The sequence below is a fragment of the Halopseudomonas sabulinigri genome, assembly GCF_900105255.1.
Taxonomy (GTDB): Bacteria; Pseudomonadota; Gammaproteobacteria; order Pseudomonadales; family Pseudomonadaceae; genus Halopseudomonas; species Halopseudomonas sabulinigri.
Map to the genome: position 1 here is coordinate 1,975,873 of NZ_LT629763.1, position 19,565 is coordinate 1,995,437.

At 61.2% G+C, this 19,565-nt stretch carries 16 protein-coding genes; 7 read left to right on the top strand and 9 right to left on the bottom strand.

The genetic code is table 11. The features are described 5' to 3' along the window. The first annotated feature begins 31 nt into the window (after window positions 1-31). The 3 genes from BLU26_RS08870 (at window position 32) to argA (ending at window position 3,860) form a co-directional block, all read left to right on the top strand. Window positions 32-1,291 (top strand): inorganic phosphate transporter, encoded by a 1,260-nt coding sequence (locus tag BLU26_RS08870; RefSeq protein ID WP_092285830.1) that lies wholly within the window; start codon window positions 32-34, stop codon window positions 1,289-1,291. 61 nt (window positions 1,292-1,352) lie between these two features. Next, on the top strand, window positions 1,353-2,501 hold the full coding sequence (gene argE, locus BLU26_RS08875; protein WP_092285832.1) for an acetylornithine deacetylase: 1,149 nt from the start codon (window positions 1,353-1,355) through the stop codon (window positions 2,499-2,501). A gap of 75 nt (window positions 2,502-2,576) precedes the next feature. Next, a complete protein-coding gene (argA, locus tag BLU26_RS08880; protein ID WP_092285834.1) occupies window positions 2,577-3,860 on the top strand; it encodes an amino-acid N-acetyltransferase in 1,284 nt (427 codons plus the stop codon). 29 nt (window positions 3,861-3,889) lie between these two features. On the opposite strand, the gene BLU26_RS08885 is transcribed toward argA, so the two are convergent. Together BLU26_RS08885 and BLU26_RS08890 are read right to left on the bottom strand one after the other, a co-directional pair. Then, entirely contained in the window at window positions 3,890-4,981 is a 1,092-nt protein-coding gene (locus BLU26_RS08885) for an AraC family transcriptional regulator ligand-binding domain-containing protein (RefSeq protein WP_092285836.1), read from the bottom strand. A gap of 77 nt (window positions 4,982-5,058) precedes the next feature. Further along, a complete protein-coding gene (locus BLU26_RS08890) occupies window positions 5,059-6,633 on the bottom strand; it encodes a carboxylesterase/lipase family protein (protein ID WP_092285838.1) in 1,575 nt (524 codons plus the stop codon). 260 nt (window positions 6,634-6,893) lie between these two features. Between BLU26_RS08890 and ilvD the strand changes: the two genes are divergently transcribed. Beyond that, complete coding sequence (ilvD, locus tag BLU26_RS08895) at window positions 6,894-8,732, top strand: dihydroxy-acid dehydratase (RefSeq protein ID WP_092288424.1); 1,839 nt, start codon at window positions 6,894-6,896, stop codon at window positions 8,730-8,732. A 232-nt stretch (window positions 8,733-8,964) separates the two neighbouring features. After that, a complete protein-coding gene (locus tag BLU26_RS08900) occupies window positions 8,965-10,629 on the top strand; it encodes a putative bifunctional diguanylate cyclase/phosphodiesterase (RefSeq protein WP_172830654.1) in 1,665 nt (554 codons plus the stop codon). Here BLU26_RS08900 and BLU26_RS08905 read toward each other — a convergent pair. From BLU26_RS08905 to BLU26_RS08920, 4 genes are read right to left on the bottom strand one after another with little or no spacing between them, the layout of a single operon-like run. Continuing rightward, window positions 10,626-11,156: a dihydrofolate reductase gene (locus tag BLU26_RS08905; protein ID WP_092285842.1), complete on the bottom strand. Its 531-nt coding sequence runs from the start codon at window positions 11,154-11,156 to the stop codon at window positions 10,626-10,628. The genes BLU26_RS08900 and BLU26_RS08905 overlap by 4 nt on opposite strands. Then, the gene (locus BLU26_RS08910; RefSeq protein WP_092285844.1) at window positions 11,153-11,947 is read right to left on the bottom strand and encodes a thymidylate synthase; all 795 of its coding nucleotides are present in this window, start codon (window positions 11,945-11,947) and stop codon (window positions 11,153-11,155) included. Before BLU26_RS08910 ends, BLU26_RS08905 begins: the two co-directional genes overlap by 4 nt. Next, window positions 11,944-12,738, bottom strand: coding sequence for a prolipoprotein diacylglyceryl transferase (lgt, locus tag BLU26_RS08915; protein WP_092285845.1), 795 nt, complete (start codon window positions 12,736-12,738; stop codon window positions 11,944-11,946). Before lgt ends, BLU26_RS08910 begins: the two co-directional genes overlap by 4 nt. 9 nt (window positions 12,739-12,747) lie before the next feature. Beyond that, on the bottom strand, window positions 12,748-13,530 hold the full coding sequence (locus BLU26_RS08920) for a sulfite exporter TauE/SafE family protein (RefSeq protein WP_092288425.1): 783 nt from the start codon (window positions 13,528-13,530) through the stop codon (window positions 12,748-12,750). 210 nt (window positions 13,531-13,740) lie between these two features. Between BLU26_RS08920 and BLU26_RS08925 the strand changes: the two genes are divergently transcribed. Continuing rightward, entirely contained in the window at window positions 13,741-14,502 is a 762-nt protein-coding gene (locus tag BLU26_RS08925) for an NRDE family protein (RefSeq protein WP_092285847.1), read from the top strand. A gap of 21 nt (window positions 14,503-14,523) precedes the next feature. Here the strand turns inward: BLU26_RS08925 and ptsP are convergent, their stop codons facing one another. Together ptsP and rppH are read right to left on the bottom strand one after the other, a co-directional pair. Beyond that, window positions 14,524-16,791, bottom strand: coding sequence for a phosphoenolpyruvate--protein phosphotransferase (gene ptsP / locus BLU26_RS08930; protein ID WP_092285849.1), 2,268 nt, complete (start codon window positions 16,789-16,791; stop codon window positions 14,524-14,526). A 2-nt stretch (window positions 16,792-16,793) separates the two neighbouring features. After that, the gene (rppH, locus tag BLU26_RS08935; RefSeq protein WP_092285851.1) at window positions 16,794-17,282 is read right to left on the bottom strand and encodes an RNA pyrophosphohydrolase; all 489 of its coding nucleotides are present in this window, start codon (window positions 17,280-17,282) and stop codon (window positions 16,794-16,796) included. Between the two features lie 169 nt (window positions 17,283-17,451). Between rppH and BLU26_RS08940 the strand changes: the two genes are divergently transcribed. Then, complete coding sequence (locus tag BLU26_RS08940) at window positions 17,452-18,105, top strand: histidinol-phosphatase (protein ID WP_092285853.1); 654 nt, start codon at window positions 17,452-17,454, stop codon at window positions 18,103-18,105. Between the two features lie 141 nt (window positions 18,106-18,246). Here BLU26_RS08940 and BLU26_RS08945 read toward each other — a convergent pair whose 3' ends face one another. After that, entirely contained in the window at window positions 18,247-19,440 is a 1,194-nt protein-coding gene (locus BLU26_RS08945) for a class I SAM-dependent rRNA methyltransferase (RefSeq protein ID WP_092285855.1), read from the bottom strand. Between the last annotated feature and the right edge of the window lie 125 nt (window positions 19,441-19,565).

Sequence of the window (19,565 nt, forward strand, 5' to 3'; positions counted from 1 at the left end):
GCTGAACCATGCACCCAATAGAGTACTGAATATGACGCTGATTGCAGAGTACGGCACCGTCCTGCTCATTCTGGCCTGCCTCTTTGGCTTTTTCATGGCTTGGGGGGTAGGCGCCAACGATGTTGCCAACGCCATGGGCACCTCGGTCGGCTCCCGCGCGCTGACCATCAAGCAGGCGATCCTGATCGCCATGGTTTTCGAATTCCTTGGTGCTTACCTGGCCGGCGGCTCGGTAACCCAGACCATCCGCAGTGGCATTATCGATTCCGACATGATCCCGCCGGACAAGATGGTTTTCGGCATGCTGGCAGCGCTGTTGGCCGCCGGCACCTGGCTGTTGATCGCTTCGATCAAGGGCTGGCCGGTCTCTACCACGCACTCCATCATTGGTGCAGTGATCGGCTTTGGTGCGGTGGGTGTGTCCTTCGATGCCGTGCACTGGAGTGGCGTAGTGCCCATCGTGTCCAGTTGGGTCATTTCCCCGGTACTGTCCGGCCTGGTCGCCTTCATGATTTTCATGAGCGTGCACAAGCTGATTCTCAATACCGAAGACCCCTTCGCCAACGCCAAGCGCTACGTGCCCTACTACATGTTCGCCGTCGGCTTCATCGTCACCATTGTCACCCTGACCAAGGGGCTCAAGCACGTTGGTCTGCACCTGAGCGGCTGGCAGAGCCTGGGCCTGGCGGTGCTGTTTGGCGCGGTCATCTGCGCAGTGGGTGTGCTGCTGCTCAGCCGCATCAAGGCTGACCCGGTGGCAGACAAGAGCTTTCACTTCGCCAGCGTGGAAAAGGTATTTGCCGTGCTGATGATCTTCACCGCCTGCGCCATGGCCTTTGCCCACGGCTCGAACGACGTGGCCAATGCGGTCGGCCCACTGGCGGCGATTGTCGGCGTGCTCAGCTCCGGCGGTGAAGTCGCCAGCCAGTCGACCGTACCGGGCTGGGTGTTGCTATTGGGCGGTGTGGGTATCGTAGTTGGCCTGGCCACCTACGGTTACCGAGTGATTGCCACCATCGGCCAACATATCACCGAGCTGACCCCAAGCCGCGGCTTTGCTGCCGAGCTGGCTACCGCCACGACCGTGGTCGGCGCCTCGGCCATAGGTCTGCCGATTTCCACCACGCACACCCTGGTGGGCGCCGTCCTGGGCGTAGGCATGGCGCGCGGTATTGGCGCACTGAACCTGCGCGTGATTGGCACCATCTTCAGTTCCTGGGTCGTCACCCTGCCCGCCGGCGCCATTCTGGCGATCGTCTACTTCTTTATCCTTTCCGGGATTTTCGGCTGACGAACGGCACTCGGCGGCGTAAGCTGAACTTCACTGTTCGCTTACGCCGCCGGGAGTTTTCATGGCTTTGCCCTCGCTTAAGGCGCAATTCGATGCGCTGCTCAAACTGCCGTCCATCAGCTGCACCCAGGACGACATGGACCAGTCCAATCTGCCGGTCGTGCACCTGCTCGCCAGTTGGCTTGGTGATCTGGGCTTTGCCTGCGAGATCCAGCCGATTCCGGGCGAGGCCGGCAAGGCCAATCTGATTGCAACCCTGGGCAGCGGCCCCGGTGGACTGGTGATGGCCGGGCATACCGATACCGTGCCCTGCAATCCCGAGCGCTGGCAGCATGACCCGTTCAAACTGACCGAGGCCGATGGCCGCTGGTACGGCCTGGGCAGCTGCGACATGAAGGGCTTTTTCCCGCTGATCATTGAAGCGGTGCGCGACTATGTCGATCAGCCGTTCAAACAACCCTTGATCGTGCTCGCCACCGCCGATGAAGAAAGCTCCATGAGCGGCGCCCGTGCCCTGGTCGCCAGCGGATTGCCAAAAGCGCGGCATGCGGTGATCGGCGAGCCCACCGGTCTCAAGCCGATCCGCGTGCACAAGGGCATCATGATGGAGCGTATCGACATCACCGGGCAGGCGGGTCACTCCTCCGATCCGGCGCTGGGCAACAACGCCATGGAAGCCATGCACGCCGTCATTAGCGACCTTATGACCCTGCGCAGCAGTTGGCAGAAACGCTGGAACAACCCGCTGTTCGGCGTTCCGACGCCCACGCTCAACCTTGGCTGCATCCATGGTGGCGACAACCCCAACCGTATCTGCGCCAAATGCGCGCTGGAATTCGATATTCGCCCCCTGCCCGGCATGGACCCTGACGCGCTGCGTGCCGACATTCAGGCCCGGCTGGATCTGATTGCCGCCGAACGCCAGGTCGAGATTGTCTACGCACCGCTGTTTCCGGGTGTGCCGCCGCTGGATACCGGCGCCGACGCGCCCTTGGTCAAGGCGTGCGAAGCACTGACCGGCCACTGCGCCGGTAGCGTCGCGTTTGCCACCGAGGGGCCTTACCTGAACCAGATTGGTATGCAGACGCTGATCCTTGGGCCCGGCGACATAGACCAGGCACATCAGCCCGACGAGTTTCTGGCGATGGATCGGCTAGATCCAACCGTCGATATCCTGCGCAACCTGATCAAGCAGTTTTGTCTGCAGTAGACATTTGCACCGCGGATGGCTTGAAGCCGGCCGCGCCACACTCTTTAATAGCTCTTTTGCATGGAAACGCCGCGAATGCTCGATTACGTCAATTGGTTCCGCCACTCGACGCCCTACATCAACCAGCACCGGGACTGTACCTTTGTACTGATGCTTCCCGGTGAGGGTTTGGCTCACCCCAACTTCAGCAACATCGTCCACGACATCATGCTGCTCAACAGCCTGGATGTACGCCTGGTACTGGTGCACGGTTCACGCCCACAGATTGAAGAACGGCTGAGCGCACGCGGCATCAACTCGCGCTACCACAACGACCTGCGCATCACCGACATGGATACCCTGGCCTGCGTGACCGACGCGGTCGGCGCGTTGCGCATCGCCATCGAGGCGCAACTCTGCACCCAACAACAGGGGGCGCGGCTGCGTGTAACCAGTGGCAACCTGGTCACCGCCAAGCCCATCGGCGTGGTCGACGGTGTCGATTTTCATCACACCGGCGAGGTGCGCCGCGTTGATCGCAAGGCTATCAGCCGGCATCTGGATGAACACGACATCGTGCTGCTTTCCAGCCTGGGCTACTCGCCCACCGGCGAGGTATTCAACCTGGCCAGTGAGGATGTAGCCACCAGTGTGGCCGCCGCTCTGGGCGCCGACAAACTGATTCTGTTCGGCGAAGACACCGGCATCCGCGACGAGCAGGGCGAACTGCTGCGCGAGCTCAAACCCACCCGCGCCGCGCCACTGCTCGGCAAGCTGGGCAACTCGCTGCCGGGCAACCTGCTGCGCGCGGCGTGCAAGGCCTGCAACGCCGGCGTGCGGCGCTCGCACATCGTCAGCTTTGCCGATGACGGCGCCATGCTCAACGAGCTGTTCACCCGGGACGGCAGCGGTACCCTGGTCGCCCAGGAGGCCTTTGAGCAGATTCGGAGCGCCACCATCGATGACGTCGGCGGTCTGCTGGACTTACTGCGCCCGCTGGAAGAGGCCGGCATTCTGGTACGCCGCTCACGTGAGGTACTGGAAACCGAAATCAGCCAGTTCACCCTGGTCGAACGCGACGGCACCATCATCGGCTGCGCCGCACTCTACCCGCTCGAGGGCTCTACCAGCGCCGAGCTCGCCTGCGTCGCCATCGACCCCAATTACCGTCAAGGTGGTCGCGGCGACCAGTTGCTGCAGCACATCGAGAGTCAAGCCCGCAGCCTGAAGATCGACACCCTGTTCGTGCTTACCACGCGCACTGCGCACTGGTTCCGCGAACGCGGCTTTGTGCCCAGCAGCGTAGAGCGCCTGCCCGCCAAGCGTGCCGAGCTGTATAACTACCAACGTAATTCCAAGGTGTTCGAGAAGGCGCTATAAGCAACGCAGGTTGCCTGTCAAACGGCAGGTCACCTGGTCACGTTCTGGGTCTTGAGGCCAGGCACTTTACCATTCGACTGCCGCACCGCCCTGCGCATGCTTGAAGCCGAGGAGAATCCCGACAACTCGGCAATGTCATCGACTCTCAGACTGGATGCCTGCAGATGATGCAGCGCAAAGGCTACACGTACTTCCTGCAGAATCTGTCGAAAGCTGGAATGCTCCTGTCCCAGCCTGCGTGCCAGGGCTCGCGGAGTCAGCCGCAGGGCCTGGGCACACGCCGCCAAAGTGAGGGGTTGTTCCTGATAGTCGCGCGAGCCCATCAACTGCAAACGCCGATTGAATCGCTGAGTCAGCTGGCTGCGCACGGCAGCCGTGGTGGTGGGCTCCAGACCAGCTGCCTGCAGGTCCAGCTCGCAGCGCGCAATCAGTTCGCGAAAGGCCGCCTGCCGAGTCAAGCGGAAGGGCTCGATGCGAAATCGCCGGTTGACCACCACGGCGTTGCGCTTGGCGGCAAAACGCACGCTGGCGCAGGGCAACTCGTTATACAGCTGCGCGTGCGGCGGTGACACACAGGTCAGCTCCACATGCACCTGGGTATCCGGCACCTGATGATTGCCGCACGCGACGCACAGACGCAGCGTGGTCGCCAGGCGAAAGTCCAGTTCAAACTGTTCAACGCTCCTTTCGTCCGCTTCGGGGGGCGGGAAGCAACGCAACGGAAAGACAAAGCGATCATCACGATCAATGAAACCGACGGGTCTGCCGGCTGTAACGGTATAGAAAGGTTGCGCAATCATCTGATAGCGCATGAAGGCTTCTGCCGCCTCACTCAGGCTTGGGCTGCAATGCACCACATAGCCGATCAGACCAAAATGACTCCAATCGACCTGCATACCTATGCTCAACCCGGGGGCGGGGTGATCAGTCAGACGTAAACCATTGCGCAGCAGACGGTATTGCTGCCCATAGGAAATACGCACCGCGGGATCGGCAAACATACCGGGGTCAATCCCGGTGCCGGCCAACAGCGCCGGCATGGACACACCCAGCTGCACGAATCCCTCGATAAAACCCAGGGGATTCAAATGCAACGGGATGACCTTACTGTTGAACTCCACCAAACAACCTCGAAGCAAAGCGGGTGGGGACTGCGCCGACACCCGCTGTCAGCCGGGCGCCGGCACCCGGACCGTTGCTAGGGAGCCCAGAATCCACACTTGTGGTTGGTGCGAAAGGTAGCACGAGCAAGAGGCTCTATCGCAGGCGTTTGAAAGGACAGCATACCGCCAGTGCTATCACCGTAGTCTACCCAGGTCAGACCGTTGCCGCTCGGATTACCCGTGGCAGCAAAGCTGGCCCAGGCACCGGTCATGGTATTGGCCAGGGCCACTTGCTCGGCCGAGGCGCCGCGCTCGGTAAAGCCCTCATCAGAACCAAAAATATACTGGATCTCCGAGGCATGTGTCGCGCCCAGGGTCAGCCAACTGGGCGCGACCGGGCCAGGTGACAATGCATCGCGGTCGGCAAACTCGTAGACATAAAGCGGTTGCGTGCCCTGAGCCGCAATACTGTCAACCTGCACATTGGCATTACAGGCAAACACCCCGTCCGTTCCCACCGCCGTGACCAACGCAGCGTAGTCATCGGCAAAGGACGTAGGCGGATACTGCGCCACAATAAAGGGGGTCAAGCCACCAAAGGTGCCGGCAATGACTGCCTGATAGTTGGCTGCAGTGATGGGATTCGCCTCACCACGGCTGGCCAGAAAGTAGCTCCACTCTTCGGTATTACTGCCCATCAGGACCGGAACATCGTTGAACTCACCGGTCGCCAGACTGGCGCCCACCGAGGTCGGCAGTATGTCGGGCCGCAGGGTCGGGGTAATACTGCCGGCCGGCACCGCCATGATTTCAGCGACGGAACGGCTGCGCATGCAGGCCACCTCCTCTGCCGACGTCGCGGCGGAGCACCCCAGGGCAGCGGCAAAACCCACACCTGTGGTTTCAGCGGTTGCCATGGCGGTTTGGGTTTGGCTGTAGGCACCACTTTGCACTATGGCTTTCTGGAACAGACCGGCAGAGGCCGGCGACACCAGGTGGCTGAGTACACTGAGACCGCCAGCAGATTCACCGAAAATAGTCACGTTTTCGGGGTTGCCACCGAACTCCTCAATATTGTCAGCGACCCAGCGCAGTGCCTGTTGCTGATCCATGATGCCGTAGCTGCCGGAAGCGCTCTGTTCTGCGGTCAGCCCCGGGTGGGCGGTAAAGCCAAGCTTGCCCAGACGGTAGTTGACCGTCACCACCACCACATCTTCGCCCACCAGGCGCGCCGGTACATAAGAGCCGGCACCGGAGCCGAAAATGAAGGCACCACCATGGAACCAGACCATCACCGGATGCGGCCCTGCAGTAGTGGGAGTAAAGACGTTCAGGTACAAACACTCCTCGGCCGCATCCGTGGTTACACCCGCTTGCGGGCAGTCACTGCCATAATTGTCGGCATCACGCACACCACTCCACCTTCCAGGCTCCTGCGGCGCGGCAAAACGCAGTTCGCCCACCGGGGCGGCCGCGTAGGGAATGCCGAGATACTGGCGATAACCATTCTGCTCGACCCCCCGCAACTCACCGGAAGCGGTGCTGCGCAGGAGCGGGTCAACGTCAGCGTCGGAAGAACTGCCGGAACCGGACAAACAACCGGTCAAGGTGGTCGTTAAACATAGTGCCGCGGTCAGCACGGAGGCTGAGCGCACAGTGGCAATAGACATGGGCACAGTGCGAGTCCTTTTATTGAACGTGTTATCGGGCGCCCCTGATGCTTGATGGGGCGGCACTCTCTTTTTGCAGCGTGGATCATGCTAGCCGCCCGGCTGGAATGGGCCCAAAACACGAGACACCTATTTACCGCCATTAAGGTATCTGGCGCTCTACATCACCCATATGGGTGACCAGAGGAATGCGCCACGGCTGCATGCAACCCGGCGAATTGGTATGCTTGCGTATTGCAATACACCACGAGAGTACCCTCATGCCTGATTACCGCTCAAAAACCTCCACCTTCGGCCGCAACATGGCCGGCGCTCGCGCGCTGTGGCGCGCCACCGGCATGAAGGACGAAGACTTCAAGAAGCCGATTATTGCGGTCGCCAACTCCTTTACCCAGTTCGTGCCCGGTCACGTGCACCTGAAAGACATGGGCCAATTGGTCGCCCGTGAAATCGAACGTGCCGGCGGCGTAGCCAAGGAATTCAATACCATCGCGGTCGATGATGGCATCGCCATGGGTCACGACGGCATGCTGTACTCGCTGCCCAGCCGCGAAATCATCGCCGACTCGGTCGAGTACATGGTCAACGCGCATTGCGCCGATGCCATCGTCTGCATTTCCAACTGCGACAAGATCACCCCCGGCATGCTGATGGCGGCACTGCGCCTGAACGTACCCGTGGTGTTCGTCTCCGGCGGCCCGATGGAAGCCGGCAAGACCAAGCTGGCCAGCCACGGCCTGGACCTGGTTGACGCCATGGTCATCGCCGCCGATGAAAGCAGCTCGGATGAGAAAGTTGCCGAGTACGAGCGCTCCGCCTGCCCGACGTGCGGCTCCTGCTCCGGCATGTTCACCGCCAACTCGATGAACTGCCTGACCGAAGCACTGGGCCTGGCGCTGCCGGGCAACGGCTCGACGCTGGCTACTCACAGCGACCGCGAGCAGCTGTTCCTGCGCGCCGGCCGCACCATTGTTGACCTGTGCAAGCGCTACTACGGCGACGGTGACGACAGCGTGCTGCCGCGCAGCATCGCCAACTTCAAGGCGTTCGAAAACGCCATGACGCTCGATATCGCCATGGGCGGCTCCACCAATACCATCCTGCATCTGCTCGCCGCGGCGCAGGAAGGCGAAGTCGAATTCGACCTGCGCGACATCGACCGCCTGTCACGCAAGGTGCCGCAGCTGTGCAAGGTGGCGCCGAACATCCAGAAGTACCACATGGAAGACGTGCACCGCGCTGGCGGCATCTTCAGCATTCTCGGCTCCCTGGCGCGCGGCGGCCTGCTGCACACCGACCTGCCGACCGTGCACAGCGCCAGCATGGAAGAGGCCATCGCTACCTGGGACATTACCCAGACTGACGACGAAGCAGTGCACACCTTCTTCAAAGCCGGTCCGGCAGGCATTCCCACGCAGACGGCGTTCAGCCAGTCGACCCGCTGGGACACCCTGGATGACGACCGTGAGCACGGCTGTATCCGCAGCGTTGAGCATGCCTATTCGCAAGAAGGCGGTCTGGCCGTGCTGTACGGCAACATTGCGCAGGATGGCTGCGTGGTAAAAACCGCCGGTGTAGACGAGTCGATTCACGTATTCGAAGGCCGCGCCAAAATCTTTGAAAGCCAGGACACTGCGGTAAAGGGCATTCTGGCCGACGAAGTCAAAGCGGGCGACATCGTCATCATTCGCTACGAAGGCCCCAAGGGTGGCCCCGGTATGCAGGAGATGCTCTACCCCACCAGCTACCTGAAATCCAAAGGCCTGGGCAAGGACTGCGCGCTGCTGACTGACGGTCGCTTCTCCGGCGGTACCTCTGGCCTGTCCATTGGTCACGCCTCGCCGGAGGCCGCTGCCGGCGGCGCCATTGGCCTGGTGCGCGACGGTGACAAAGTGCTCATCGACATTCCTAACCGCAGCATCAACCTGCTGGTCAGTGATGAAGAGCTGTCGCATCGCCGTATCGAACAGGACAAGCTGGGCTGGAAACCGGCAGAGCAGCGCCCACGCAAGGTAACCACAGCGCTGAAAGCCTACGCCCTGCTTGCTACCAGCGCCGACAAGGGCGCAGTACGCGACAAAAGCATGCTGGAAGACTGAAAAGCCCCCCCGGCGCGGACGCTCTGTCCGCGCCATTATTTTGCCATTGAACTAGTTGCCGAAAAGTTTAGTCAACTGCTTGGCAGGTGAGGCCATGTGCCATACCGCTGGTCGGAGATTCCGCCCTCTGACTACATCAAACAGCTGTAAGCATTCTGTGATGACGTTAACATTATGGCGTCATTGAATTGTGCATGGACGAACAAAACCAAAGATGCCTGGCACGGATCAGATGGAACATACGACCACCAAATTACTGCTGGTCGAACCCAATACCGAAAAGCGCGAGCAACTGCTCGAGCTGTGCCACGCCCAGCATTCCCCCCTGGAAGTCGAAGTTTGCACCCGCCCGCGCGAAGCTATTTCCCGCCTGGCCAAGGGCAATTTCACTTCCTGCCTGCTGCCAAATGATGTCGCCCTGCTGCAGGAAGCCCGCCGCGCCGCCAGCAGCACCCTGTATGTGCTGATCAGCGACGGCACCACACCCGAGCAGGACAGCGCCGCAATCGAGGATGGCGCCGACGATGTTCTCGCCTTTGCCACGCTGGATGCCGAGCAACTGCAACGCGCGTTGATCCATGCCGCGTTGCGCCGCAGCAGCGGTGAAAAGCTCGCTCAACTGGCCCGCCAGGACCCGCTCACTGGCCTGGGCAATCGCGCCCTGCTGGAAGACGAACTCGAGCGCATGATCCTCCGTGGCCAGCGCAGCCCTACCGGTTTCGCGCTGCTGTATATCGACCTCGACTACTTCAAGCAGATCAACGACAGCTTTGGCCATGGCCTCGGCGATCTGCTGCTGGCGGTCATTGCCAACCGCTTGCGTCGTACCATGCGCCAGGACGACCTGATCGCGCGCATCGGCGGTGACGAATTTGTCGCCCTGCTGAACGACCTGCATGATCCGAATGACGCGGCGCTGATTGCCAGCAAGATCATTCACACCCTGAGCGAACCCATCACGCTCAGCGGTCACCACCTGCTGATTTCAGCGAGCGTTGGCATCGCCACCTTCCCGAACCACGGCAGCACCGCCGCTGAGTTGCTGCAGCATGCTGACCAGGCGCTATATAGAGCCAAGGCCAATGGCCGCAACGCCTATGCGTTCTATAGCCCACAGGAAGAGACACAGACCCGGCACAACCTCGACGTCGAGCAAGGACTGCGCCACGGGCTGCTGGAAGGCCAGTTCCGTCTGCACTACCAGCCGATAGTCGACACTCGCCACGGCGACACCGTTGCCTGGGAAGCCCTGCTGCGCTGGCAACATCCAACGCTCGGGCTGCTCTCGCCCGACGCCTTTCTCAAACTGGCCGAACACAGCGGTTTGATCCTGCCCATGGGCCATTGGGTGATTGGCCAGGCACTGGACGCCGTGCGCCAGTGGCAGGATGCCGGCGTGGATTGCCGGCTATCGATCAATCTCAGCGACCGCGAGCTGAAGCAGCCGCGCTTTGCCGATCAGTTGAAGCAGTTGCTGGTGAAGAAACGCGTGCCGGCGCACCTGCTGCAACTGGAGCTGCGTGAGGACGCCCTACTCAAGCACGCCAGCCAGGCCACTCAGCTGTGCGAAACGCTGGCCGCGCTGGGCGTCGACATCTGGCTGGACCACTTTGGTTCGGAATACGGCGCCTTTGGTTATCTCAACCGCTTGCCAATCAAGGGCGTGAAGATCAATGCCCGTGACCTGGCACGTGACGGCGATCCCGACAAGGCGGCCTATGTGCAGAATTTGATTACCCTGACCCGCAGCATGAACAAGCAGGTTACGGCCAACTACGTGGAAAGTGCCCACAGCGCCGATCAGCTATCGAACTGGGGCGGCGACTTTCTGCAGGGCTACTGGATCGGCAAGCCACGCCCGCTGGACGCCATTATCGAAGGCGTTCCCAGCCTCTAAACAACCGCTTGCGCGCGCTCAAGTACCTGGTAGGTGTGGGCTGGATAGCCCTCGCCGGCGGCCACCGCACGTTCCTCACTGACGACCCAGTGCGCCTCGCTGAATGCCGGGAACCAGGCGTCGCCTGCAGGCTCAAGCTCCACGCGGGTCAGGTACAGACGGTCAGCCAGCGGCAGGCACTGCTCGTACAGATTGCCGCCACCGATGACCATGATCTCGTCTACGCCATCGAGTTCGGCTTGATGCCGCGCGCGCTCCAGGCCCTGTTCGATGCTGCTCACCACCTGGACGCCTGGAATCTCCAGCCCGCTCTGCCGGCTGACCACAATGTTACTGCGGCCCGGCAGCGGGCGCCCCAGCGAATCAAAGGTCTTGCGGCCCATGACAATCGGCTTGCCCCAGGTGGTCGCGCGGAAATACTTGAGATCTTCCGGCAGATGCCAGGGCATCTTGTTATCGCGGCCTATCACCCGGTTGCGGCCCATGGCAGCAATCATCGCGACCTTGATCGAAGTGTCACTGCTCATACGGCCACCGGCGCCTTGATGTGCGGGTGCGACTGGTAACCTTCCAGCGTGAAGTCGTCGAAGGTAAAGGCGAACAGGTCTTTCACCTCCGGGTTCAGGCGCATGGTTGGCAATGGCAACGGCTCACGCGTGAGCTGCAGGTCGGTCTGCTCAATGTGGTTGGAGTACAGGTGGCAATCGCCGCCGGTCCAGACAAAATCGCCGGGCTGCAGGCCACACACCTGGGCCACCATCAAGGTCAGCAGTGCATAGCTGGCAATATTGAAGGGCACACCCAGGAAGATATCGGCGGAACGCTGATACAGCTGGCAGCTGAGCTTGCCGTCGGCCACATAGAACTGGAACAGCGCATGACAGGGTGGCAGCGCCATCTGGTCGACCAGCGCCGGGTTCCAGGCAGACACAATCAGGCGCCGCGAGTCGGGATTGCTCTTGATCATCTCGATCAGCTTGCTGATCTGGTCGATCGACTCGCCATTGGGTGCCGGCCAGGAACGCCACTGATAACCGTAAACCGGGCCCAGATCGCCGTTTTCGTCGGCCCATTCGTCCCAGATGGAAACACCGTTTTCCTTCAGATAACGGATGTTGGTATCGCCCTGCAAAAACCACAGCAACTCATGCACGATCGACTTGAGGTGGCACTTCTTGGTAGTTACCAGCGGGAAGCCTGCGCTCAGGTCAAAGCGCATCTGGTGGCCAAAGACGCTATAAGTACCGGTGCCGGTGCGGTCGCTCTTGTAGGTGCCGGTGTCGCGCACCAGGCGCATCAGATCTAGATACTGTTTCATGCCAAGCGCCCCTCTCGACGGTAAGCCAGCGCCATCATCCAGGCGCCCAGAAGAATCATCGGAATACACAGCAGCTGGCCCATGGTCAGCCAGCCGAAGGCCAGATAACCGAGTTGCTCGTCCGGCACCCGGACAAACTCCACAGCAAAGCGGAAGATGCCGTAGCAGATGGCAAACAGACCACTGACCGACATGGTCGGGCGCGGCTTGCTGGAGTAGATCCAGAGAATGGTGAACAAGGCCACACCCTCCAGCGCGAACTGATACAGCTGCGAGGGGTGACGCGCCAATTGATCCGGATCGGTCGGGAACACCATCGCCCAAGGCAGGTCAGTGGCCTTACCCCAGAGTTCGGCATTGATAAAGTTGCCGATACGCCCGGCGCCCAGCCCAATAGGCACCAACGGGGCGATAAAGTCCATCAAGCGGAAAAACGCGACCTGCTGCTTGTGTGAGAACCAGAGCACTGCCAGCAACACACCCAACAAACCACCGTGGAACGACATGCCGCCCTTCCAGATTTCCAGTATCAGAATCGGGTTGTCGATGTAGGCCGCCAGATCGTAGAACAGCACATAGCCCAGGCGCCCGCCGGCAATCACCCCCAGCGCAACCCAGAACACCAGGTCTGACAGGGTTTCCTTGTTCCATTCGGGGAAGTAATCGGGCAAACGGCGTTTGGCCAGCCACCAGGCACCACCAATGCCGATCAGATACATCAGGCCATACCAGTGAATCTGCAGCGGTCCCAGTGATACCGCAACCGGGTCGATATTCGGGTAGGTCAGCATAACCACTCTCTAAACAAGGAAATTGATGCCCACGCACAGCAACAACAGGGCAAACAGGCGCTTCAATAGCACTTGCGACAGACGATGCGCCAGCCGCGCACCAAAACCGGCAAACAGCATACTGGTTGCCGCAATGCCGACCAACGCCGGCAGGTAAATATATCCCATACTCCAGGCTGGTAAGGGGGTTGCTGCCCAGCCAGTCCAGACAAAACTGGCGGCGCCGGCAATCGCTATAGGCAAGCCGCAGGCCGAGGACGTAGCGACCGCCTGCTGCATGGGCACGCTGCGCCAGACCAGGAAGGGCACGGTCAGCGAGCCGCCGCCGATACCGAAAATGGCTGAGGCCCAGCCAATCACCACGCCGGCAAGCGACAATGCAGGCTTGCCTGGCTCAGCCAAGGCTGCCTTGGGCTGCAGCTTGAAGGCCATCTGCACAGCCACGGCAATCGCAAACACGCCGATGATTTTCTGCAGCATGGGGCCGGATATATAGGCCGCCGTGAGCGCACCCAGCACGCAGCCGGCGACTATGCCCAGCGTCATCCAGGCAAACAACGGCCAACGTACCGCACCCAGGCGGTGATGCGCGCGAATGGCATTGATCGAGGTAAACACGATGGTTGCCAGCGAAGTACCTACCGCCATATGGGTCAGCACCTCAGGCGAAAAGCCCTGCAGAGCAAAGCTGTAAACCAGCACGGGCACGATGATCATGCCGCCGCCCACGCCAAAGAGCCCAGCTAGCGTACCGGCGAAGCAGCCCAGAACCAGATAGATCAGAAACTCCACAACGCCCCCGGCAAAACACACTCGAATACCCGGCACGGCACTCGACAAGGGCGCTAGTTTAGCGGAAAAACCGCACGCACCGTAACCGCTGTCCAGCCACTCGTCCGCTGCGACAGCCACCCAGCACCCAGCCTGAATTATAGGCTGCCATCAGCGCTCCCCCAGTGCCGCCGCCAGCAGGTAGACTGGGCACCTCAACAGGAGAGCTGCATGTGTCTGATCGCCCTGGCCTGGCAGATGGCCGAGCAATACCCGCTGACCCTGATCGGCAACCGTGACGAGTTTCACCAACGCCCCGCCCGTCCGGCGCAGCCGTGGGCCGCAGAAGGCATGCCGTATCTGCTCGCCGGCAAGGATCTGGAAGCTGGCGGCACCTGGCTTGGCGTTACCCGCAACGGTCGCTTCGCCGCGCTGACCAACATCCGCACGCCCGGCGCCATGCGTGGACCGCTGTCGCGCGGCAAACTGGTGCTCGACTACCTCGACAGCGCCCTCTCGCCCGAGCGGTACTTGGCACCCTTGAGCGCCGAAGCGAGCGATTACGCGGGCTTCAACCTGTTGGTCGGCGACCGTGAGCTGTTGTGGTACCTCAACAGCCTGGAAGGCCGGCCACGGCGCTTGCCCGCCGGCGTATACGGACTGTCCAATGCGGCGCTGGATACGCCCTGGCCGAAATTGAGCGCCCTGCGTGACCGTTTGGCTGCGCAGCACGAAGCCGGCGCCGACCGCCTGCTGTCGCTGCTGCACGACGACCAAATTTATGCCGATGCACTGCTACCCAACACCGGCGTTAACCGCGATCTGGAGCGCATGCTGTCGGCAGCCTTCATCCGGGGCAATCAGGATTACGGTACGCGCGCCTGCAGCCTGTTACGACTGCACACCGCGGGTGAAGTGGAGTTGATTGAGCAGCGTTTTGGCCCACTGGGAGAGCCCCAGGGGGAAAGTCGGTGGTTACAGCCAGGCCCATGAGGCCGCTAGTGCACACGCCGCTCAGCGCGCCTGACTAAGTACCTTGCCAAGCCCCATACGGCGCAATGCCAGGTGCAGGGTGCTGAGAATCAGATGCGGGTTATCAAGCTCTATCACCTCATCCAGCAGCGCCTTGGCGTCAGTCAGTTTGATCTGACGCAGCAACCACTTCACCTTGGGCAGGTTGGTCGCGTTCATCGACAGCACATCGCAGCCCATCGCCATCAGCAACACAGCCGCCGCCGGATCACCGGCCATCTCGCCGCACACACTCATCGGCTTGCCGGCCTCCCGGCAGGCTGCGGCGACCTTGAGCAAAGCCTGCAGCACCGCGGGATGCAACGAATGGTAAAGGTCCGCCACGCGTGGGTTGTTGCGATCCACTGCCAACAGATACTGCGTCAGGTCGTTGGTGCCAACCGATAGAAAATCGACCATCTGGATCAGCTCGCGCGCCTGATACACGGCGGCGGGCACCTCGATCATCACACCCACCGGCGGCATGGGCACATCCACGCCCTCATCCAGCACTTCACCGTAGGCGCGGTGAATCAGGTGCAGCGCTTCTTCCACCTCGAACAGACTACTGATCATCGGCAGCATGATGCGCAGATTGTTCAAGCCCTGACTGGCCTTGAGCATGGCGCGGGTCTGCACCAGGAAAATCTCGGGGTGATCCAGGGTAACCCGAATCCCCCGCCAACCGAGGAAGGGGTTATCCTCCTTGATCGGGAAATAGGTCAGCGCCTTGTCGCCGCCAATGTCGAGCGAGCGCATGGTCACCGGCAGTGGATGAAAGGCTTCGAGCTGCTCGCGATAGGTAGCCTGCTGCTCCTTCTCACTGGGAAAGCGATCCTGAATCATGAAGGGCACTTCGGTGCGATACAGCCCCACGCCCTCGGCGCCACGGTCCAGCGAGCGCGCCACATCGGCCAACAAGCCGGTGTTCACCAGCAGCGGCATGCGATGCCCGTCGGGGGTGACGCAGGGCACATCGCGCAGTTTCTCCAGCCCCTGCACCAGCTCACGCTCTTCGCGCACCAGCTCAAGATACTGACGTCTCAGCTCGTGCGACGGGTTGGTATAGACCTCGCCGCGGTTGCCATCGACGATCAGCTCCATACCGTCTACCCGGGTATAGGGCAGATCGACCGCCCCCATCACCGTGGGAATTCCCATGGCGCGGGCCAGAATGGCTACGTGCGAGCTACCCGAGCCCAGCACCGAAACCAGGCCGACCAGCTTCTCCTTGGGTACCTGGCCCAGCATCACCGGCGACAGCTCTTCACTGACCAGAATGGTATGTTCCGGAAACACCAGATCCTGCTGCCCCACCGCCTGCAGGTAGGCCAGAATACGGCGGCCCAGGTCTTTCACATCGGCCGCGCGCTCACGCAGATAGGGATCATCCATCAATTCAAAGCGACCGACGTGGGCGCTGACCACTTCGCGCAGCGCCCCCTGGGCCCACTGGCCGGCACGAATACCCTTGATCACCTCGTTACCCAGGGCAGCGTCGTCCAGCATCATCAGATAGACGTCGAACAGCGCCAGCTCCTCCGGCCGCAACTGGCTGGACAGCTTGCTGGACAGCGTTTGCATATCGGCGCGCACGCTGTCGAGTGCGCCGCGGAACAGCCGAATTTCGGCCTCGATATCCTTGGCCTGCTTGTCTGGCACGGCCTTGAGGTCGGCTGGCGGCAGTATTACCACGGCATGGCCTATGGCAACCCCGGGGGCACCAGCAACGCCGTCGAAGCGCGTGTCCTGTACCACTTCGCCGCCCCAGCCGAGCCCGCCGATGGCGCCGGTGGCTTCCGCGTGGGCAATAACGCCCGCCAGTTGCGCGCTCATGGTGACCAGAAAGGCTTCTTCGCCCTCATCGAACTGACGGCGCTCTTTCTGCTGAATAACCAGCACGCCCATGACGCGGCGGTGGTGAATGATGGGCACACCAAGGAAAGAGGCATAGCGTTCTTCGCCGGTTTCGGCAAAGTAGCGAAAGCGCGGGTGGGAAGCGGCGTCTTCGAGGTTGACCGGTTCTTCGCGGGTACCCACGTAACCGATCAAACCTTCGTTGGTGGCCAGGGTCACGGCGCGGACCGCATCCTTGTTGAGACCTTCGGTGGCCATCAGTACGTAACGGCCGATCTCGGGATTGAGCAGATAAACCGAGCACACCTCGGTGCCCATGGCCTCACGAACCCGCTGCACGATAATGTCCAGAGCGGCTGCCAGATCTCTGGCAGAGTTGACCTCCTGAACAATTCGACGCAGCGTGTTGAGCATATTCAACAACCCGGAAGACTGGTGAGCAGCCGGGGCGCCAGCTCTTTCATGGCCCGCCGGTAGACATCACGCTTGAATGGAACCACCTGCCCCAAAGGATACCAGTAACTGACCCAACGCCAGCCATCGAACTCCGGTTTTGCGGTCTTGGTCATGCAAACCCGGTGTTCCTCTGCGGTCAGGCGCAGCAAAAACCACTTCTGCTTCTGGCCCACGCAGATCGGTTGCGAATGATTGCGGATCAGCCGCTGCGGCAGGCGGTAACGCAACCAGCCTCGGGTACACGCCAGGATTTCCACATCTTCAGGCAACAGGCCTACTTCTTCGTGCAACTCACGGTACAGCGCCTGCTCGGGGCTCTCATTGCGCTGAATGCCGCCCTGCGGGAACTGCCAGGAGTCCTGCCCGATACGCCTGGCCCAAAGCACCTGCCCCAACTCATTGGTCAGGATGATGCCTACATTGGGTCTGAAACCATCGGGGTCAATCACAGCCAGTATCCTTCTTTTATATCTTCCGCATTGTTCCACAAAGACGCCTGAGGCAGCAATTGCAGAAACCGGCAATCCCGCCGCTGCAAAGCGGGAGCGCATTTATGCGATCAGTCGATTATCCTAGCGGCTGTTCTAATTCCGGAATCCGACCCTTCAGGAGCCTCTTTTGAGCCTTGCCATCTTTGATCTCGACAACACGCTGCTCGGCGGCGACAGTGACCACGCCTGGGGTGAATTCATCGTTGCCCAGCGCATCGTCGACCCGGAGGCCTATCAGGCCCAGAATGACCGCTTCTTCAATGACTATCTGGCCGGCAAGCTGGATATTCAGGTGTATCTGAACTTTTGCCTGCAACTGCTGGGCGAGCACGAACCCGAGCAGCTGGATGCCTGGCACCAGCAGTTCATGGCCGAGAAGATCATGCCGATCATGCTGCCCAAGGCGCGCGAGCTGATCGAGCAGCACCGGGCGGCCGGCGATACGCTGATGATCATCACCGCCACCAACCGCTTCATTACCGCCCCCATCGCCCGCGCACTGGACATTGACATCCTGCTGGCCACCGAATGCGAGCGCGATGGCCAGCGCTACACCGGCCGTACTACCGACGTTGCCTGCTTCCGTGAAGGCAAGGTAACGCGCCTGCAACGCTGGCTGCTGGAAAACAATCGCTCACTGGAGGGGAGTTACTTCTATAGCGACTCACACAACGACCTGCCGCTACTGAGCATGGTTGACCACCCGGTGGCCGTTGATCCGGACGACACGCTCAAGGCCCACGCTGAAGCGCAGGGCTGGCCGATCATCAGCTTGCGCTGACCCCAGCGGCAAGCTACAAGCGGCAAGCAGATCTGTGCTGGCTTATGGTTGCTAGCCGCAGGAAGTACCGAGCCAACCCAAGCAAACAACATCAAGCATCATTCGCCTTGCTTGTAGCTTGTAGCTTGCGGCTGCCCGTCCTCAGACGGGCGTCACCCGGCAGAACAACGACTTGATGTAACCGGTTTCAGGGATTGCCGGATGCAGCGGGTGGTCGGCGCCCTGAAAGCCGCGCTCGGTGATCGTCAAGTTGCGGTCCAGGTGGCGGCTGGCGCCGAGCAGGGCTTCTTTCAGCTTGTCTTCTTCCAGGTGCATCGAGCAGGACGCCGAGACCAGAATACCGTCCTTGTTGAGCAAACGCATGGCTTGCTCGTTCAAGCGCCGGTACGCCGCTTCGCCGTTGCGGATGTCCTTGCGCTTCTTGATGAAGGCCGGCGGATCAGCGATAACCACATCAAAGCGCTCACCGGCGTTTTTCAGCTCCTTCAGCGCAGCCATCACATCGCCTTCTACCACCACCATTTTTTCCGCCACGCCATTGAGCTCGGCGTTGGCCTCCACGCGGTCCAGCGCCGGAGCAGAGCTATCGACACACATCACTTCGCTGGCACCGAAAGCCGCGGCCTGAACGCCCCAGCCGCCGATATAGCTGTACAGGTCCAACACCCGCTTGCCCGCCACATAGGGCGCCAGCCGCGCGCGATTGGCGCGGTGATCGTAAAACCAGCCGGTTTTCTGACCGTCACGCACCGGCGCCTGAAAAGCCACGCCATTCTCTTCCAGCGCGACCAGCTCTGGCATCACGCCGAACGCATCTGCCACGTAGGACTCCAGGCCCTCCAGCTTGCGTGCGCCGCTGTCATTCTTGAACAGCACCGCTTGCGGCTTGAACACCTGCACCAGCGCCGCGACTACGTCGTCACGCACGCGCTCCATCCCGGGTGTACCAATCTGCACCACAAAATAATCGCCAAATCGATCAACTACTAGGCCCGGCAGCAGGTCAGATTCGCCGTACACCAAGCGGTAGAATGGCTTGTCGAACAGCCGCTCGCGCAGGCTCAGCGCCACCTTGAAGCGGTGCACCAGCAGTGACTTGTCCAGCACGTGGCTGCTGTCACGGCTGTGCAGACGGGCGCAGATCAGGTTGTTGGGGCTCACGCACACCAGGCCCAGCGGCTTGCCGGTCGAGGTTTCCAGCTGCACTTCCTGGCCGGCCTGCAGCTCGGTCAGCGGCGTCTGGGCGGTATCCACCTCGTTACTGAAGACCCACAAATGGCCTCCGCGAATGCGTCTGTCGGCATTGTGTTTAAGACGCAGGCTTGGCAGTGTCATGGGGGGGTACTCCAGTCGGACGGTCGGATTCAGCAGAAAAATGTCGCCAGCGGGCGATTATACAGGGTGCCAAGCGCGCTAGTCTCCGGCTAAACTCGACAGTCAGACACATGAGACAGGACTGG